Annotated in this window: 14 protein-coding genes; 4 read left to right on the top strand and 10 right to left on the bottom strand. The window is 59.1% G+C overall.

Annotation, left to right across the window (positions count from 1 at the left end):
• The first annotated feature begins 396 nt into the window (after positions 1–396).
• Entirely contained in the window at positions 397–1,173 is a 777-nt protein-coding gene (locus MSL71_RS00985) for an FHA domain-containing protein (RefSeq protein WP_180136814.1), read from the top strand.
• Positions 1,174–1,238: 65 nt separating this feature from the next.
• Here MSL71_RS00985 and uvrA read toward each other — a convergent pair whose 3' ends face one another.
• The gene (gene uvrA, locus MSL71_RS00980; protein WP_180136813.1) at positions 1,239–4,091 is read right to left on the bottom strand and encodes an excinuclease ABC subunit UvrA; all 2,853 of its coding nucleotides are present in this window, start codon (positions 4,089–4,091) and stop codon (positions 1,239–1,241) included.
• Between the two features lie 70 nt (positions 4,092–4,161).
• The gene (gene pdxA / locus MSL71_RS00975; protein ID WP_180136812.1) at positions 4,162–5,175 is read right to left on the bottom strand and encodes a 4-hydroxythreonine-4-phosphate dehydrogenase PdxA; all 1,014 of its coding nucleotides are present in this window, start codon (positions 5,173–5,175) and stop codon (positions 4,162–4,164) included.
• Positions 5,176–6,014: 839 nt separating this feature from the next.
• Between pdxA and dnaA the strand changes: the two genes are divergently transcribed.
• The 3 genes from dnaA to MSL71_RS00960 all read left to right on the top strand — a co-directional run bounded on the left by dnaA (position 6,015) and on the right by MSL71_RS00960 (position 9,088).
• A complete protein-coding gene (gene dnaA / locus MSL71_RS00970) occupies positions 6,015–7,379 on the top strand; it encodes a chromosomal replication initiator protein DnaA (RefSeq protein WP_180136811.1) in 1,365 nt (454 codons plus the stop codon).
• Between the two features lie 139 nt (positions 7,380–7,518).
• Positions 7,519–7,701, top strand: coding sequence for a hypothetical protein (locus MSL71_RS00965; RefSeq protein WP_180136810.1), 183 nt, complete (start codon positions 7,519–7,521; stop codon positions 7,699–7,701).
• Positions 7,702–7,711: 10 nt separating this feature from the next.
• A complete protein-coding gene (locus MSL71_RS00960; RefSeq protein ID WP_180136809.1) occupies positions 7,712–9,088 on the top strand; it encodes an FAD-binding oxidoreductase in 1,377 nt (458 codons plus the stop codon).
• Positions 9,089–9,547: 459 nt separating this feature from the next.
• On the opposite strand, the gene MSL71_RS00955 is transcribed toward MSL71_RS00960, so the two are convergent.
• From MSL71_RS00955 to MSL71_RS00920, 8 genes are all read right to left on the bottom strand, one after another.
• Complete coding sequence (locus MSL71_RS00955) at positions 9,548–9,745, bottom strand: hypothetical protein (RefSeq protein WP_092207334.1); 198 nt, start codon at positions 9,743–9,745, stop codon at positions 9,548–9,550.
• 45 nt (positions 9,746–9,790) lie between these two features.
• Positions 9,791–10,576, bottom strand: a complete 786-nt coding sequence (locus tag MSL71_RS00950) for an inositol monophosphatase family protein (protein WP_180136808.1) — start codon at positions 10,574–10,576, stop codon at positions 9,791–9,793.
• A gap of 84 nt (positions 10,577–10,660) precedes the next feature.
• Positions 10,661–12,328 carry a GTPase HflX gene (gene hflX / locus MSL71_RS00945; RefSeq protein WP_180136807.1) on the bottom strand — a complete coding sequence of 556 codons (1,668 nt, stop codon included), beginning with the start codon at positions 12,326–12,328 and terminating at the stop codon, positions 10,661–10,663.
• A complete protein-coding gene (dnaB, locus tag MSL71_RS00940; protein ID WP_343052475.1) occupies positions 12,325–13,767 on the bottom strand; it encodes a replicative DNA helicase in 1,443 nt (480 codons plus the stop codon). Before dnaB ends, hflX begins: the two co-directional genes overlap by 4 nt.
• A gap of 241 nt (positions 13,768–14,008) precedes the next feature.
• Positions 14,009–14,479 (bottom strand): 50S ribosomal protein L9, encoded by a 471-nt coding sequence (gene rplI / locus MSL71_RS00935; RefSeq protein WP_180136806.1) that lies wholly within the window; start codon positions 14,477–14,479, stop codon positions 14,009–14,011.
• Positions 14,480–14,588: 109 nt separating this feature from the next.
• Positions 14,589–14,873, bottom strand: a complete 285-nt coding sequence (gene rpsR, locus MSL71_RS00930; protein WP_180136805.1) for a 30S ribosomal protein S18 — start codon at positions 14,871–14,873, stop codon at positions 14,589–14,591.
• Position 14,874: 1 nt separating this feature from the next.
• Positions 14,875–15,339: a 30S ribosomal protein S6 gene (rpsF, locus tag MSL71_RS00925; RefSeq protein ID WP_180136804.1), complete on the bottom strand. Its 465-nt coding sequence runs from the start codon at positions 15,337–15,339 to the stop codon at positions 14,875–14,877.
• A gap of 110 nt (positions 15,340–15,449) precedes the next feature.
• A complete protein-coding gene (locus MSL71_RS00920; RefSeq protein ID WP_180136803.1) occupies positions 15,450–17,324 on the bottom strand; it encodes an AMP-binding protein in 1,875 nt (624 codons plus the stop codon).
• Between the last annotated feature and the right edge of the window lie 261 nt (positions 17,325–17,585).

Genomic DNA, 17,585 nt, shown 5'->3' with positions numbered 1-17,585 from the left:
CGTGTAGCCCAAAGCACATGGCTCACCCATATCAGTAATGCCGCCGGAGTGGCTCTGAAAAACCTGCTTGACAAACCCAATCCATAAAATCGGGCACAAATCTGGTCCCCGGCAGTGTCACCGTAGGCATTAATGAACTGAACGGCTGCCTGCGCTTTACCATTGAAAACAGACGCTTTGATTGTCTCGGAAAGATCCCTTGACCCCCAGAAAGCCAATCATATATAGTATGAAAGTTAAGGGCATGGTATCGGTAAGGTCGCGGACCCTTCCGGGCATGCTCCCTTTTTTTACCGGCTGCATCTACGTGGTTTTATTGATCGCCCTGCTATCCAACCATTGCCATCGCAACCCGTGTTCCGGCGAAGCGGTGTTGTTACTCTGGAGTTCTGGCCCATGCCGTTCCTGATATTGAAATACCAGGGAAAAATGATCCGGCAATATACCGTGGAGTATGGTCGCCCCTTATCCATCGGTCGCAATGAGAAGAACGATGTCATCATCGGCAACCTGGCCGTCTCCGGCTTTCATGCCCGTGTGGAGTTCCGTGAAAACAACGTGGTCGTATCGGACCTTGAGAGCAAGAACGGAACATACGTCAACGGAAATCGCATCAAAAAGGCGGTGTTGACAAACGGCGACGAGCTCGGGGTGGGCAAGCACCAGCTTCTCTTTTCCGAGCACCGGGCCGATGTCACCTTTCAGGAGACACCCCTGACGGCCACCAAGGCAGGCAGCCTTGATGTGACCATGGCCATTGATACCTCGGAGCTGAAAAACGGCAGGCAAAAGGAGCTGAAGGGCGTTTCAGCCAAGCCCCTGCCCATCCTGGTGTTTAAGAAGGGGGGCAAGGGACGCATCGAGCTGGAGGGGCGCTATACCCGTATGGGAAGCGCCCGATCAAACGAGGTGGTGGTCAAGGGGTTTTTCGTGGGAAAGCGTGCGGCCACCGTGGTTCGTCGTGACGACGGGTATTACCTGAACCACGTCTCCGGCCTTATCAAGCCTAAGCTGAACGGGGCCAAGGTGGGCAAGGAGCCCGTGAAGATGACCCATGGCGACACGGTCTCCCTCGGGCAATCCAATTTGCGGTTTCTCTCCAAGGTGCGTATGCGAAAGGTGGACGGACCGGGAGCTGACGACGCCCCGGAGGTACCGGCTTCCCCGGCCTGATCATCCGGCCTCATTGCGGTTTTGTTTATTCAGCCGCCCCTCCTCAAGCGGGAGGGGCGGCTTTTTTATTGGGCCGCCGGGGTGTTGGGGAGGGACTCCTTGAGATAGCGACCGGTGACGGAGTGCGGGTTGGCCGCGATCTCTTCAGGGGTGCCGACGGCCACGATGGTGCCGCCGCCCTCACCCCCTTCCGGCCCCAGGTCGATGACATGGTCGGCGCACTTGATGACATCCAGGTTGTGCTCGATGATGAGGATGGTGTTCCCCGCGTCCACCAGCCGGTTGAGAACCAGCATGAGCTTTCGGATGTCCTCCAGGTGCAGGCCGGTGGTGGGCTCGTCAAGGATGTAGACGGTGTGGCCGCCTCCCTTTTTAGAAAGCTCCCTGGCAAGCTTGATGCGCTGGGCTTCGCCACCTGACAGGGTGGTGGCGGCCTGGCCCAGGTGGATGTAGCCCATGCCCACCTCGATGAGGGTTTCCAGTTTGGCCCGCAGCACCGGATAGCTTTTGAAGAATTCAAAGGCCTGGTTTACCGTCATGTCCAGCACGTCGGCGATGTTTTTGCCCCGGTAGCGCACATCAAGGGTGTCCCGGTTGTAGCGTTTTCCGCCGCAGACGTCGCAGGGCACATAGACGTCGGGCAAAAAGTGCATTTCGATCTTGACGATGCCGTCCCCCTGGCACGCCTCGCAACGTCCCCCCTTCATGTTGAAGCTGAACCGTCCCTGTTTGTATCCCCGTTCTCTGGCCTCCTTGGTTTTTGCGAAAATATCGCGAATGGCGTTGAAGAGCCCTGTGTAGGTGGCCGGGTTGGACCGTGGGGTCTTGCCGATGGGGGATTGATCGATGCCGATGACGCGGTCCACCAACGAGAGACCCTCAAGGCGCGTGTAATCACCGGGACGTTCTTTGGCGCTCGAAAGCTTCTGGGAGAGGACCCGCTTTAAGGTGGTGAGCACCAGGGTGGATTTGCCCGAGCCCGAGACTCCGGTGACACAGGTGAGGGTTCCCAGGGGAAAGTCCACGGTGACCTCTTTCAGGTTGTTGGCCCGGGCTCCCATGAGGGTCAGGCACCCTTTGTCGTGGGGGCGTCGCTTCAGGGGCGGCTCAATGCCCCGGCGTCCTGAAAAATAGAGGCCGGTGAGGGACTCTTCGCAGGCGGTGATGCCCGAAGGAGGGCCGGAGTAGACCACCTGCCCTCCCCGAATTCCGGCGGCGGGCCCCATGTCGATGAGGTGGTCTGCGGCGTAGATGGTGTCGGTGTCGTGTTCCACCACAAGCACGGTGTTTCCCAGGTCCCGGATTTTTTTCAGGGTGTCGATGAGGCGTCGGTTGTCCCGTTGGTGGAGGCCGATGCTGGGTTCGTCCAGCACATAAAGAACCCCGGAGAGCTTGGAGCCGATCTGGGTGGCCAGGCGGATGCGCTGGCTCTCCCCGCCGGAGAGGGTGGTGGCGCCCCGGGAGAGGGTGAGGTAGGAGAGGCCCACATCGGTGAGAAAGGTGAGGCGGCTGGTGAGCTCCCTCAGAATGGGGGCCGCCACCAGGGCTGTTTTTCCTGAAAAGGAGAATTCCGAGAGGGTGGCAAGGGCCTTTTCTACGGACATGGCGGTGATGTCGGAGATGGCATGGCCGTCGATGCGCACGGCCCGGGCCAGGTCGTTGAGGCGCGAGCCCCGGCATGCAGGGCAGGGGTGTTGGGTCATGAACCGGCGGACGTCCTCTTTTTCCGATGCGGTGGTGGCGTCGTCCAGCCGCTTTTGAAGGGCGGGAATCACCCCTTCAAAGGGGGTTTCATAGGTGACCCGTCGCCCTTTTTTCTCAAAGTAGAACGGGATGGTCTCCTTTCCCGACCCTTTCAGGACCACTTTTTTAAAGGCTGCGGAAAGCTCTCGAAACGGTGTGTAGATGGAGGTGCCGTAATGGTGGGTGAGGGCATCCAGGAATTCTGCGAACTGAACGGAGCTTCGCGACGCCCAGGGTGCCACCGCCCCTTCCCGGAGGGAGAGGTCCGGGTCCGGGACAATGAGTCCCGGGTCGAACCCTTCGGTGGTTCCCAGGCCACCGCAGCGCTGGCAGGCTCCCTGGGGGGAGTTGAAGGAGAAGGTGGCCGGCGTGTAATCGGGCAGGGTGATGCCGCACTCGCTGCACCCTTTTTCTTCGGAGTAGAGGATGGTGTGGCGAACCTCCGTGCTTCCCTCGGCAAGAAGGTCGATCCCCGCCTTTCCGTCTGCGGTGCGGGCGGCAAGCTCCAGGGAGTCGGCCAGGCGGTTTCGCATGCCCTCTTTGATGACGATGCGGTCGATGATCACGTCAAAGGGGTGGTCATCCACACGAAATCCCTCGGGGAGGTCGTCGAGTTCGTAGAGTCGGCTTCCCACGCGGACCCGCGAATACCCTTCTCGCCTGAGGCGCCTGAGCATGGCCGCCGCGGCATCGGGTGCCATGGCCGGAAGGGGGGCCGTGATCAGGATCCGTGTGCCCTCGGGCTCGTCAAGGACCTCACCGATGATCTCATCCAGGGACCGGAAGCCCACCTCCTTGCCGCATGAAGGACAGTGGGGCGTGCCCGCCCGTGCATAGAGAAGTCGCAGGAAATCGTAAATCTCGGTGACGGTTCCCACCGTGGACCGGGGGTTGTGGGAAGAACTCTTCTGCTCGATGGCGATGGCCGGCGAAAGCCCGTCGATAAAGTCGACGTCGGGTTTTTCCATCTGCCCTAAAAACTGACGGGCATAGGTGGAAAGGGACTCAACGTATCGCCTCTGGCCCTCTGCGTAGAGGGTATCAAAGGCCAGGGACGATTTGCCCGATCCCGAAAGCCCGGTGACCACCACCAGGGCATTTTTAGGAAACGAGACGTCGATGTTTTTCAGGTTGTGCTGCCGGGCTCCGGATATTGTGATCTCAGGTTGAACCATGGTGTGTTTGATTCCTGATGAAGGGCATGGTGCGCCGCCTGAGGGCGGCGCAAGGTTTCCGCATCCGTATTTACCTGCGGATTCGGTTTCGTGCCTGCATGGCGGCCATGTGCATGGCGGAAAGGAGGCTGCCTTCCGAGGCGATGTTTTTCCATGCGATGTCGTAGGCAGTGCCGTGATCCACGGAGGTGCGGATGATGGGAAGCCCCAGGGTGGTGTTCACCCCGTCATGGAAATGGACCATCTTAAACGGGATGAGGCCCTGGTCGTGGTACATACAGACCACGGCGTCATAGTGCCCCTCGGCGGCCTTGAAAAAGACCGTGTCCGGGGGCAAGGGATCGCTGATGGCACATTCCGGATGCAGGGCCCGTGCTGTTTCCACGGCCGGGGCAATGAGGCGGCTCTCCTCGTCGCCAAAGAGGCCCTCTTCCCCGGCATGGGGGTTCAGGCCTGCCACGCCGATGCGCGGACTCTCCACCCCGAATCGCTCGGTGAGGGAACGGGCTGTGAGGCTGATGAGGTCGGTGATCTTGGCGGGTGTGAGTTGGCGAACCACCTCCTGCAGGGGGATGTGGATGGTGACCAGCACCACCTTGAGGCGGTCTCCGGCCATCATCATGGCGAACTCCGTGGCGCGGGTGCGGGAGGCGATGAGCTCGGTGTGCCCGTGAAATTCGGATCCGGCCAGCTTCATGGCCACCTTGTGGATGGGGCCGGTGACCATGGCATCGCACTCTCCGGAAAGGGCCAGGTCCACAGAGCGGGTGATGGCATCGATCATGGCCTGGCCCGTACGGGCCGTGGGGGCTCCGGGTACCACTTCGTCGGGGGCCAGGGAGGAGACGGGGAGAAGGTCCATGGTGCCCGGGGTAAAGCGGGCCTCGCTGACCGAGCTGACAGTCCGGATCGTTAAGGGTACGCCGGTGGTTTCAACGGCTCTTGCCATGGTTGCTTCGTCGCCCACGAGCAGGGGGCGCATGTTTTCATGGGCTTTTGGGGAGTGAAAGGCTTTGGCGGCGATTTCCGGGCCGATCCCGCAGGGATCGCCCATGGTCAGGGCCAGCAGGGGAAGCTGGGTCATGTGTGCTCCTTTATTATATAGGGCGGGCACGGATGGTGGGGGCGCCGACACCCTTGGGGTTCTGCTGTATGGTTCCGGAATTCTGCGATAAACATGATGACAGCATGCGAACAGCCGGATACCGGGCTTCTTCCACCTATATATATCAGCAGCGTTGGTTCAGGGGAATGCAAAAAAGAGAATGAAAGGGACCAATGGGTGGGATGAAAATATGTTGCCTCGGGAGGAACTCCCAGGGGCATCCCCTATGTTGTGGTGGGCATCGGGCATGGGGCAACAGGTTGGGGGGAGGCCGTGAAAGGGGTGTTTTATGGGGCCCTTGGGGGCAACGCCCCAGGGGGGTGTGGGAGAAAAAAGGGGAACTCACCTAAGGGGGCTAAATGGTGCAGTATTTGGGGTGATCCGATGGGGTGGCAGGGTGGGTATGCTGAAAAATGGAGCAAATCAGAGCAATATGAAGAAAACGCGAGTTTTTGTATTTGTCGTCTTTGGAAAGGAAACCGTGGATCATTCGAATATAGTTAGATAAAACAGTGTTGAAGAATCGGGAATATTTATGGGGGGTTGCGAGAATCCATAATTGTATTGTGTATCATAACGGTATCTTATGTTGTCATGTGGGGGCGTTGCGGCGGATCCTGAAAATCGAAGATATTCGGGTTGACGGGGTCATCACGTTGGATTAATACCATTTTACATCACTATGGGGGATCCCGTCCTCTGTTTCTATCCTTGGTATTCTACAATGTATCGGGAATAATCAGAAATTTTGGTGGTTTTCTAACGAGCCCTGTAAAGGGAATAGCCTCTTATTGTTTTTTATTTGGTGAGCATACTGTATGGAATCGGTTTGGAATAATGTTAAAGCTGTGCTGGAGGAAAGACTCCCCGGACACAGTTTCCGAATGTGGATTGAACCTGTAAAGTTCGAGGACAGGAGTGGGAATGACTTTCGAGTCTCGTGCCCCAACCTGTTTTCAAAAAAGCGGGTTCAGGATCACTACGGTTCCATGATTCAGAATGAAGTTCGGACCCTTCTCGGGTCAGATATCAGTCTCTGTTTTGATGTTCGCAAGGGAACAAACGGCGTAAGCCGCGGCCCCGTAGTAAAAAAAGGGCTGAAGAAGGTGGATACCCAGCTGGTCATTCCCAACGTGGCCAACCCCGTGATGCACAGCGGTCGCATGCTGAGGCCCGACTTTACCCTGGACGACTTTGTGGTCTCCGGTAACAACGATTTTGCCTACTCAGCGGCCCTGTCCCTTGCCTCATCCACCCAGGCCCAGAACAGCTCCCTGTTTCTGCTGTCCGATACGGGGATGGGCAAAAGCCACCTGACCCAGGCCATCGGTCATCACATCAACCGGAAGAAGCCCGGGGAGCGTGTCTACTACATCACGGCCGAAGACTTCACCAACGAAATGATCGGGTCGTTTAAAAATGACACCGCCGGTCAGTTCAAGGAGAAGTACCGTTCCCAGTGTGATGTGCTGCTGTTGGAAGACGTCCATTTTCTGGGCGGCAAAGAGCGCACCCAGATCGAGCTGGCCATGACACTGGACTACCTCATGGAGTCCGGCAAGAAGATCATGTTCTCCAGCTGCTATCTGCCCAATGACATTCCCAAGATGAACGAGCAGCTGGCATCCCGGTTTACCTCCGGGCTGATCTCTCCCATCGAGGACCCCAATTTCAGGACCCGCGTTCGGATCCTGAAAAAGAAGGCCGCCAAAAAAGGGCACCAGCTTCCCATGGATATCATTGAGTACCTGGCCGGTGAACTCACCGACAACATTCGCCAGCTGGAAAGCGGTCTGGTGTCTGTGACGGCCAAGTCATCTCTCATGGGCGTGCCCCTGGATCTTGATCTGGCCGAAAGCGTGGTGAAGAACATCGCCACCAAGAAGAAGCGCGTTACCATTGATGTGATCAAAAAGCTTGTTTGTCGTGAATTTAATATCACACCCACCGACATTGTATCCAAGTCACGAAAAAAGACCATCGTGAAACCCCGCCAGGTGGCCATCTACCTCTCACGCCGATACACCGACCAGCCCCTTCAGGCCATTGGGAAAAATTTCAATCGGTACCACGCAACGGTCATGCATGCCGTGGGAACCATTGAAAAGGACATCCGTCAGGAAGTCCAGATGCGAAATCAGATCGAGTATCTTTCCAGAAAGATTGAAAACGGCGATTTTTAGGACGGTTTTCTGAAGAAGCATGCAGAGGCATTGCTGCGACGAAGACCGTTTGAAGGCGTGTTGTTTTTGTGCTCTCACGTAAACAATGATCGCGTGTAAGCGAGTGGTTTTTTCCTTTCACCTTCAGCTGGAGGGTCTTATGATTTCATCGAATGAACCCGTCTGGGGATCTGACAATAAAAAGAAACGTCGCATCCAGGAGATCCTGGAAAAGTTGAATCGGGCCGAGGTCATCGCCCGCGGCCTGGGTATTGAACCTCACGAAATTATCCGCCTCAAAGAGGAGGGGCTTCGTGAGTTGGACCGCCAGAAACACTGGTAGTGGGGACAACATGGAATTAAGGAGAAAGGCGCGTTCCGCCCTTGCGAAAATATACGGGAAGGAGCGTCTGAAGACATCAAAGGAAGACTGCGTCTGCTACGCGTACGATGCGCGAAATGCGCGATGCATCCCCGATGCGGTGGTGTTCCCCGTAAGTGCCGAGGAGATCTCCCGCACCCTGGCCCTGGCCTCTGAACTGGGGTTTCCCGTGGTGCCTCGGGGCAGCGGGACAGGAACCACCGGGGGCTCGGTGGCCGTGGAAGGGGGCGTGGTCCTTGTGACCACCCTCATGAACCGCATCGTCGAGATTGATGCGGACAACTTCATCGCCGAGGTGGAGCCCGGGGTGATCACCGGCGATTTTCACAGGGCCGTGGAGGCCAAGGGGATGTTCTACCCGCCGGATCCCTCCAGCGCAGGGATCTCCACCCTGGGGGGGAACGTGGCCGAATGTGCGGGCGGTCCCCGGGCCGTGAAGTATGGTGTGACCCGGGATTATGTCCTGGGCGTGGAGGCGGTCCTGCCCACCGGGGAGATCGTCCATACCGGCGTGCGAACCGCCAAGGGTGTGGTGGGGTACGATCTGACCCGTCTTCTGGTTGGGTCCGAAGGGACCCTGGCCGTTATCACCCGGATCCTGCTCAAGCTCTTGCCCCTGCCTGCAGCCACCGCCACCCTCAAGGTCTCCTTTGAAAGCATGGAAGAGGCGGCCGAGGCCGTCTCAAAGATCATCGCCTCAGGGACCCTGCCCCGCTGCGTGGAGTACATGGACGAAGCCTCCATTGTCTGCGCCCAGTCCATCGCCGATCTGAACCTTCCTGAAGGGTGCCGTTCCATTTTGCTCATCGAGGTGGACGGCTCGGCGTCGGAGGTGGCCACCTCCATGGAAGAGGTGGTAACGATCGTCAAGGAGGCGGGGGCCATGGCCGTGGAGGAGGCCCGTGACGCCGAAGAGGCCAAGCGTCTCTGGACAGTGCGCAAGAAGGTGTCGCCTGCCCTCTACCTCTTCGGGCCGGACAAGATCAACGAAGACATCGTGGTGCCGCGAAGCGCCATTCCCAGGATGGTCAAAAAGATCGAATCCCTCAAAAAAGAGTACGGCCTTCCCATGGTGAGCTTCGGCCACGCCGGGGACGGCAACATCCACTTCAACGTCATGATCGATAAAAAGGACGCAGCCCAAAAGCTCAGGGCCGATGCCGTCATCGACGAGATCTTCGACCACACCCTGGCCCTGGGAGGGACCCTCTCCGGCGAACACGGGGTGGGGATCACCAAGCGGGAGTACATCGGAAGGGAGATCGGGGAGAAAGAGCTGGAGATCATGAGGGGCATCAAAAAACTCTTCGACCCCAAGGGCATCCTCAATCCGTCCAAGATTTTTTGACGCGTAAATGCCTCGCCTCCGGCGGCCAGGGGATAATCCCCTGGACCCCAGGTTGCCAATGGCCTCGGGGACAGTCCATTGGCCTATATTTTTCGATTATTAAGACACGCATCCCAATCTGCTTTCAAGGGGGCACAACGTGCCACCGGAGGCAGCGCGGTTAAATCCATAATGGACTCGTAGCGACAACGTATCCTGTTGCATCGAAGCTTGTGCGTCAGCCCGTACAAACCCTCAGCGGTTATGTCGGGCGTAGCCCGAGCCGAAGGCCATTGCGCTTTGCTCTGAGGAACGAAGGGCAAAGCGCAATGGCAATCAGCTTTCGAGGTGGCTCACCTCGCCGCCGGAGGCTTTTTGCCAGTTACTCTGTTTTTGTATGAAAAAAACAAAAACCCGCCAGGGCACCTCGATATGGGGTGAGGTCCTGTCGGGTTTTTTTGATGGTGTGTCGTGTGGTGCTTACTGGAGCCGTGCGGGCATGGCCTCGGTGTTCATGAGGTCCTCGATGAGCTCCATGCGATCGTTCTGGTCCCGCTCGATGATGCATTTCAGGCAAAGGGCGCAGTGTTTGGTGCACACCTTGTCGTTGATGTCGAAGTTGCCGAAGCAGTCGAGGTAGGCTTCCGATTTCTGGACGAAGACAATATCGTTATGCATAGGTCCCCTTATGGTTTAATGGCGTTTCGGTACCCTGTTGGTGCCTCAGGCCGTTGATGTCGTCAGCAGTGTCATCATGTCGTTGTGAATCTTGCCGTTGGTGGCAAGCATTTCTGCGTCCCCGGGCGTAAAGGTCTCGCCGCTGAAGCCGGTGACGCGGGCCCCTGCCTCCTGGGCGATGAGGACCCCGGCAGCCGTGTCCCATGCCTTGAGATTTTCTTCCCAGAAGCCGTCGAATCGTCCGGCGGCCAGGTAGCAGAGGTCCAGGGCGGCGGATCCCAGGCGGCGGACCCCCTGGGCAGCGTCCAGGCAGGCCTCGAAGCGTGCCATGAGGCCGGGCAGGATCTCTCGGGCGTTGTAGGGAAACCCGGTGACCAGAAGGCTCTCTTCCAGGGTCGGGGCGTCGCTCACCGAGATGGAACGCCCGCAGAGAAAGGCGCCTTCGCCTTTGGTTGCCGTGAAGAGTTCGTTGGTGACGGGGTTGAAGACCACCCCGAAGCAGGTCTCGCCGTGGGCCTGGAAGGCAATGGAGATGGAGAAGAGCGGCAGGCCGTGGGCAAAGTTTGTGGTGCCGTCCAATGGGTCGATGACCCAGCGGTACGGGCTTTTTTTCTCGGTTGCCCCGCTCTCCTCAGCCAGGATGTCGTGATCCGGGAAGGCCCGGGTCAAGGTTTCGATGATGGCCTTTTCCGAGGCGGTGTCCGCCTCGGTGACCAGATCGATGCGCCCTTTGCGGTCGATGTGGAAGGAGCTGTCGACCATGGAGGAGAGAATTTGCCCGCCTTTAAAAACAGCGGAAAGGGCCGTATTTTTAATTGCTTCCATCTTCATGGGTACCACATGTATCCTTTTTGTCCCGGCGAGTCAACATCTATGATGGCACACGGTGCATGACAGCACATCTTGTGTTGCGGTCTACTCCTCAAGGTCCGGGTCATCCTCCGGGAGCTGGTCGGTGATGAGGGTCTCGATCTGGTCTTCGATGCGGTGGAGCAGCGGGGTCAGTGTGGCCCGGTTGAGGGCGGAGATGAGCAGGCCGCCGTGTTCCCGTGAAAGCGCTTCACGCCGCTCTTCATCGGTCTGGTCCATTTTGTTGAAGATTTTAAGGACCGGGATGGCGTCGAGTTTCAGGTCCGAGAGGATCTTTTCCACGGAGTCGATCTGTTTTTCACACTGAGGGTTGGAGGCATCGATGATGTGAAGCAGGAGGTCCGCCGACTCCAGCTCCTCCAGGGTGGCCCGGAAGGAGACCATGAGCTCTTTGGGCAGGTCCCGGATAAACCCCACGGTGTCGGTGATGATCACCTCGATGTCCTTGGGAAACCTTAAGCGCCGGCTGGACGGGTCCAGGGTGGCAAAGAGGCGGTCTTCGGCCAGGACCTTGCTCTGGGTGAGGGTGTTCAAGAGGGTGGATTTCCCAGCGTTGGTGTAGCCCACGATGGAGACCACGGGCACCCCTTTGCGGTTTCGCCGGGCCCGCTGCTGGCCTCGCTGCTTTTTGACGTTTTCGATCTGTTTGGTCAGGGTGGTGATGCGGTCCCTGACCCGCCGCCGGTTGAGTTCCAGCTTGGTCTCGCCGGGGCCCCTGCCGCCGATGCCACCGGTGAGGCGGCTCATGGCGGTGTTCAAGGTGATAAGCCGGGGCAGCATGTACTTGAGCTGGGCCAGCTCCACCTGGAGTTTGCCCTCCCGGGTCTGGGCGCGCCGGGCAAAGATGTCCAGGATCATCTGGGTTCTGTCGATGACCTTGATCTCCACCTGGTCGGTGATGGACCGGATCTGCGCCGGGGAGAGTTCCTGGTCGAAGATGAGGATGGAGGCCCCTTTCTGCATGGCGGCGATGGTGATCTCACTGAGCTTGCCCCGCCCCAGAAGGTGCTTGGGGTCGCTTTTTTTGCGGATCTGGAGCACGGTCTCCAGGATGTCGATGTTGCAGGAGCGGGCCAGTTCATCGAGCTCCCTGAGGGAGGCCATGGCTTCTTTTCTGGGGCGGGTGGTGACGCTTACCAGGATGGCGCGCTCTTCGGCGTCTCCGGCGGCCAGGACCCGCTCTTTGCGGGAGAGCTCCTCTTCCACTTCGCGGACGATGACGTCGAGGTCGTCCCGGAGATGGCCCGGGGCCATGGGGGGGAGCTCACGGGTGGGCTCACCGGTGGCGCCGGTGGTGACATGGGCGGTGTATACCCTGTGGACCGAGCCGTCTGCGGTGAGGGTGACGGCGGCCATGAGGTCGAAGCGCAACAGGGCCAGGTCGGTGTGGTCGTCCCGGGTCAGCCCCTCGTTCTCCTTGAGGTGGGTGTGGATGTAGCGCAGGCCCGACAGGCGGCCGGGCAGGGGGCTGTACCCTTTGAGCTCCGGGATGTAGATCTGGTCCGGGGTCCCTGCGATGACAAACTCCACCTTTCCGGCGCGGTTCGCCAGGACGGCCACCTGCCTGCGGATGTCGTGGCTGATGGCGGCCAGCTCATGGGCCAGCTCGGCGTTGACCGCATAGCCCTGGGGAAGCCTGCGTCGGTAGAGGGATTCGAGTCGTTTTTTCTGGTTGGCCTTCAGGCCGTCGGTGTGACCGTGTACTTTTTTCATTCGCTGTCCGGAAGGGCGTAGTCGCCGATGGCGGCGTTTTCAAATCGGGTGTATTTGCCGATAAAGGTGAGGTGGGCCGTGCCCACGGCACCGTTACGGTTTTTGGCGACGATGATTTCGGCCTTGCCTTTGTTGGGGTTGTTCTCTTCCTTATTATAGACCTCGTCGCGGTAGATGAAGGCGACGATGTCGGCGTCCTGCTCCAGGGAGCCCGATTCCCTCAAGTCCGAGAGGAGGGGGCGTTTTTCCGCACGCTGCTCCAGCATACGGTTCAGCTGGGAGAGGGCGATGACCGGTACATCCATCTCCTTGGCAAGTCCCTTGAGGGAGCGGGAGATCTCCGCGATCTCAAGGTCACGGCGGTCCCCGGTGGTTCCGGAGCCTCGCATGAGCTGAAGGTAGTCCACGATGATGAGGCCCAGCTCGCGGTCGGCTTTGAGACGACGGCACTTGGCCCGGATCTCCATGACGCTGATGTTGGGGGTGTCGTCGATGTAGAGGGGGGCCTGGCTGATGACGCCGGCCGCTTCGGTGACACGCTCCCAGTCTTCGGCGCCGATGGTGCCGCTTTTGAGTTTTTCAGAGTTGACCCTTGCCTCGGCGGTGAGCAGTCGCATGGAGAGCTGCTCACAGCCCATTTCAAGGGAGAAGATGGCCACCAGCTTCTCTTCGAGGACCGCCACGTTCCGTGCCAGGTTGAGAACAAAGGCGGTTTTGCCCATACTGGGTCGGGCCGCCAGGATGATGAGGTCGGTTTTCTGAAGGCCCGAGGTGAGCTTGTCCACCTGGGTATAGCCCGTGGGAACTCCGGTGAAGTCGCTGCCGCTGTTCTGGCGCTCCTCCAGGGTGGTGATGTTGCTGTTGATGAGATCGTTGATATGGGAGAAGGAGGGTTTGATCTTTGAGTTGGAGATCTCGTAGATGGATCCTTCGGCCGTGTCGATGATGGACTCCACGGCTCCCTGCTCTTCCATGCAGTCGTTGATGATGTGAGAGCAGGTCTCAATCATGCGCCGCAGGGAGGACTTGTCCCGGATGATCTCGGCGTGTTTTACCGCGTTGACCGAGTAGGGGGCGCGGTCCACCAGCTGGGAGAGATAGGCGGCACCGCCCACCTCGTCTAATTGCCCTTTTTCCTTGAGCCGGTTGGCCAGGGTCACGATATCCACCGGTTCGGACCGGGCAAAGAGTTCGGCCATGGACTCGAAGATCTTTTCGTGGGCCGGCTTGTAAAAGTCCGGGGGGGTCAGCATCTCAATGACATCCACCAGGGTGTCGTTGTCGATGAGAATAGAGCTCAGGATGGATTCTTCCGCGTCCAGGGCGTGGGGCGGCAGTTTCCCCCGGGTGCCGCCTTCGTCGTTTGACGGGTAGCCGTCCATGGGGCGGTTGCCGGTGGATTTCTTCCTGGGCTTGGGTGGGGCAAAGTTCGTGAGCATGGTGCGCTGGTCTCTTTTTTATCGTCTTTGGGTCTGTCGGGTTTCGGGGTGGACATGCGCTGGTTAAGAGCTATCAGGTCCCTGGGGTGTTGGCAATGTTTTTGCTCATGCCTGTGGCGCAGCCCGGCGGGAAGAGCCGTAAGGGGCGGCTTCCCAGGGTCGGCGCCAAACGAAAAAAGGGGGGCTGCCGGTCTTCGGCTGCCCCCCTTTGCGGCTTTTCACTGGTGGAACGGAGAGGTGATTACTCCTCTTCGCCTTCCTTGGCTTCCGCCTTCACCTCAACGGTGATTTCAGGCTCCACGTCCTTGTAGAGACGGACGGGAATCTTGTAGGTGCCCAGCTCCTTGATGGGAGCGGCCAGAAGCAGCATGCGCTTCTCGATGGTGACTTCCTGGCCCTTGAGGGCTTCCAGGATGTCCTGGGCAGTGATGGAACCGTAGAGGCGCTCTTCCTGGCTGACCTTGGCCATGAGGGTGCAGGAAATTTCCTGTACTTTCTTGGCCAGCTCTTCAGCCTGCTCGCGCTCTTTGGCGATCTGGAGTTCAAATCGAGCTTTCTGCTGCTCCAGAAGCTTTCTGTTCTGGGGCGTGGCAAGAACGGCTTTCCCGCGGGGGAGGAGGTAGTTGCGTGCGTAGCCGTCCGCAACGGTAGCCTCGGTGCCGATGATGCCCAGAGTATCGATGGTTTCCGTTAAAATAACTTTCGTTGCCATATTATCCTCCGCTGAAGGGGGGCACCCCTTCAAAGTGAACCCGGAACCGTGTCCGGATTTCCGGCGTTGTTCAGTTGGTCATCGAAGCGGCGCAAAGCCGCTTTTCGCATTATGATTCCAGGTTTCCGACGTAAGGAAGCAGTGCGATGGTACGTGCACGCTTGATCTCACGGGTAAGAATTCGCTGGTGCTTGGCACAGGTGCCGGTAATGCGACGGGGAATAATCTTGCCGCGCTCAGAGATGAAGTACTTGAGTACGCGGGTTTCCTTGTAGTCGATGACGATGCTGGAGTCGGCACAGAAACGGCAGACCTTCCTGCGGTGGTAAGTCCTTTTACGGCCTCCCTTGCGTCCGGGTTTCCCTTTTCCTTTTCCTCGTGCTGGTGCGGCCATCTTAGTCCTCCTCTTTGGTCTCAGGTTCTGCAGGTTCCTCAGCTTTTTCCTCTTCGGCAGGTGCGTCGGCAGCGGGAGCTTCTTCGGCTTTTTCTGCTTCAGCCTCAGGTGCAGTTTCTGCCTCAGCGGCAGCGGCTTCAGCCTGCTCTTTTTCTGCGAGGACGTCGTCAGGGTTGACGTCGTCGCCGAGGATGATGGTCATGAACTTGAGGAATTTGTCGTCAAGACGGAAGTTTCGTTCCAGCTCGGAAATGAGGGTGCCGTCGCCGCAGAAATCAACGCGAACATACTGTCCACGGGCTTTTTTGCGGATGTCGTAAGCCAGCTTGCGTACGCCCCAGTCATCGAACTCGATCAGGACGCCTTTGTAGGCAGCGATGATCTCTTTGACCTTGTCGTAACGCTGGTTGCGGACCTCCTCGCCCAGATCGGGATCGAGGATGAATACGGTTTCGTAACGTCTCATGTAACCTCCTTATGGATGTAAAGCCCTGTAATTTAAGACAGAGCAAGGATCGGTAGGCCGGTATCGGCCTCGAAAAAACTATCCTTATTAACACCCTTTCCAAAAAGATGTCAAGGGATGATGCGCAGGGCATGGGCGCGTGCCAGTTCCCGTATCTTTTTCTTGTCCAGTTTCTGCACGGCGGTCAGGGGCATTTCGTCCACAAAAAATACGGACCGGGGAACCGCGTAACGGGCCACGCGCTCCTTGAGAAAGGTGATGAAGTCCTCCGGGGTGATGCGTCCCTTGTACCCTGCCTTGGGCTGAACGCAGATGATGACCCGTTCGCTTCCCTCCCGGTTGCCGTCCGGGACCCCGACAGTTGCTGCGTGTTCTGTGGCCGGGTGGCTGTAAAGGATATCGTCCACCTCCCGGGAGTATACCTTGTATCCGGAGACGTTGATCATGTCTTTGGTGCGGTCCACGATGCGGAAGTAACCCTGGGCGTCCACGGTGACCACATCGCCGGTGCGGATATAGCCTGCCTCGTCGATGCCGCTTCCCGCGTCGGGCCAGTAGCCTTTCATGCGCTGGGGGCCTTTAAGGAGCATCTCCCCACGGGTCCCGGAGGGGAAATTATCCATATCGGCAAGGGGCTCTCCCGTTGCCGTATCGGTGATGCGTACGCGGGTGTCGGGCAGGGGGATGCCCGTGGCCCCCGGTTTTTCCACGGCGGGTTTTTCGGTGCCGGACGGGCGGGAGAGTTTGAGGAGAAGGGCGATGGTCCGGGTGACCACGGTCCCGACGATCCTGGGGCCGAGCAGCCCAAGGGCGCGGTTGAGCACAGGGCAGAGGCCCGGGATTCCCAGTACGGCGGTGAGAATGCGCTGGGGCAGCCGTCCTCCGGCGATGCGCAGGAGAAGGGAGGGGTTTAAATGGGTGCTGGGGGACATCTCCGACAGGCCGTAGCCTTCCATGATGGCTCCCTTGCCCTTGGTTTCAAATTGTTTCTGGGTGCTCGGGGGCAGGGGAGCCGAGCCGGAAACCCCCAGGACGGCAAATCCTTTCAGTTCTTTTTCTGCCATTTTCATGAACTGGGCCGGGACCCCTAGCTGCAGCAGGGGCCGGTGGGTGCGGATCATGTCCACCATGGCTTCGGTGTCCCTGGCGTCGGGGAGAAGGATCTGGTTGTAACCCTCCAGGGTCATGGTGTGCATGATGACATGGCCGTAGGAGTGAAAGAGGGGCAGGCCGATAAGGGCGGTGATATTGCCCCGGAGCAGCGTTTTGACGCGTCCGAAGGCCCAGCTGTTCTGGAGGGAGTTGCAGTAGATGTTGCGGTGGGTAAGCATGCATCCCTTGGGGACGCCGGTGGTCCCGCCGGTGAAGAGGATCATCTCCAGGTCTTTTTCCGGGTCAATGGGCCTGTCCGGCGGGGCGCAGGGCGTCTCTGCGATGAGCTGAGTCAGCCAGTGGCCCTGGCACGGGAGCCCGGGCAGCGGTTCCGGAGGGGCGGGGTGGGCGGAGTAGTCGGACAGTCTGGAGACGATCACCTGCTCCAGTGCGGTTGTTTCGGCAAGGGCACTGGCGTGGGGCAGGGCGTCGTCCAGGGTGATGAGGGCCCGCGGCGTGCATGCGTCGAATTTCTGTTGAAGATGGGGCACGGGCTCCAGGGTGGAGCAGGGGACGTGGACCAGGCCGGCCCGGCTGATGGCGTAGTCCGCCACCACAAACTGGACGGAGGTGGGCAGCAGGGTGGCCACGCGGTCGCCTTTGGCGAGGCCGAACCCGGCCAGGGCCGTGGCCAGGCGATGGGCCATTTCGCGGACCCGGGGGTAGGTGACCAGGGAACCCATCTGGATCAGGCCTCGTTTTGGAAAGCGCCGGGCCGCTTGATCGAGGATGGCGTATGCCGGTGCGTCGGGATAGGGCTCCAGTGTTTCCGGGATGCCCAGGATGCGGTACTCCCTGCTCCAGGGCAGGGCGGTCTCCTTGCGGGTGGTCATGCCGCTCTCCTTTGGGGTTGGCGCGGGTCGGCCAGGGGGCTCCGCTCAGCGGTGGGGCTGCGTTGGGTCTGGGAGTCTTCGGCGGACCTGCGGCGGTGTATGAAGAGGTGTGTGGGGTGTGGCTCGTTGGGTGATGTTTGTGGGGTGCTATGTTCTGTTGTAAGGGGGTGGAACAGTGTTTGTCAATAGAAAGTGTGTTTTGTGAGGGAACAATACGAGGGGCGGGGTGGCCCGTGGCTGGGCAACATAAGGAGGGCTTTC

The organism is Desulfoluna butyratoxydans, from assembly GCF_900699765.1.
Lineage (GTDB): Bacteria > Desulfobacterota > Desulfobacteria > Desulfobacterales > Desulfolunaceae > Desulfoluna > Desulfoluna butyratoxydans.
The sequence above is the reverse complement of the archived record's forward strand: the minus strand, read 5'-3'. Positions and strand labels throughout refer to the sequence as shown.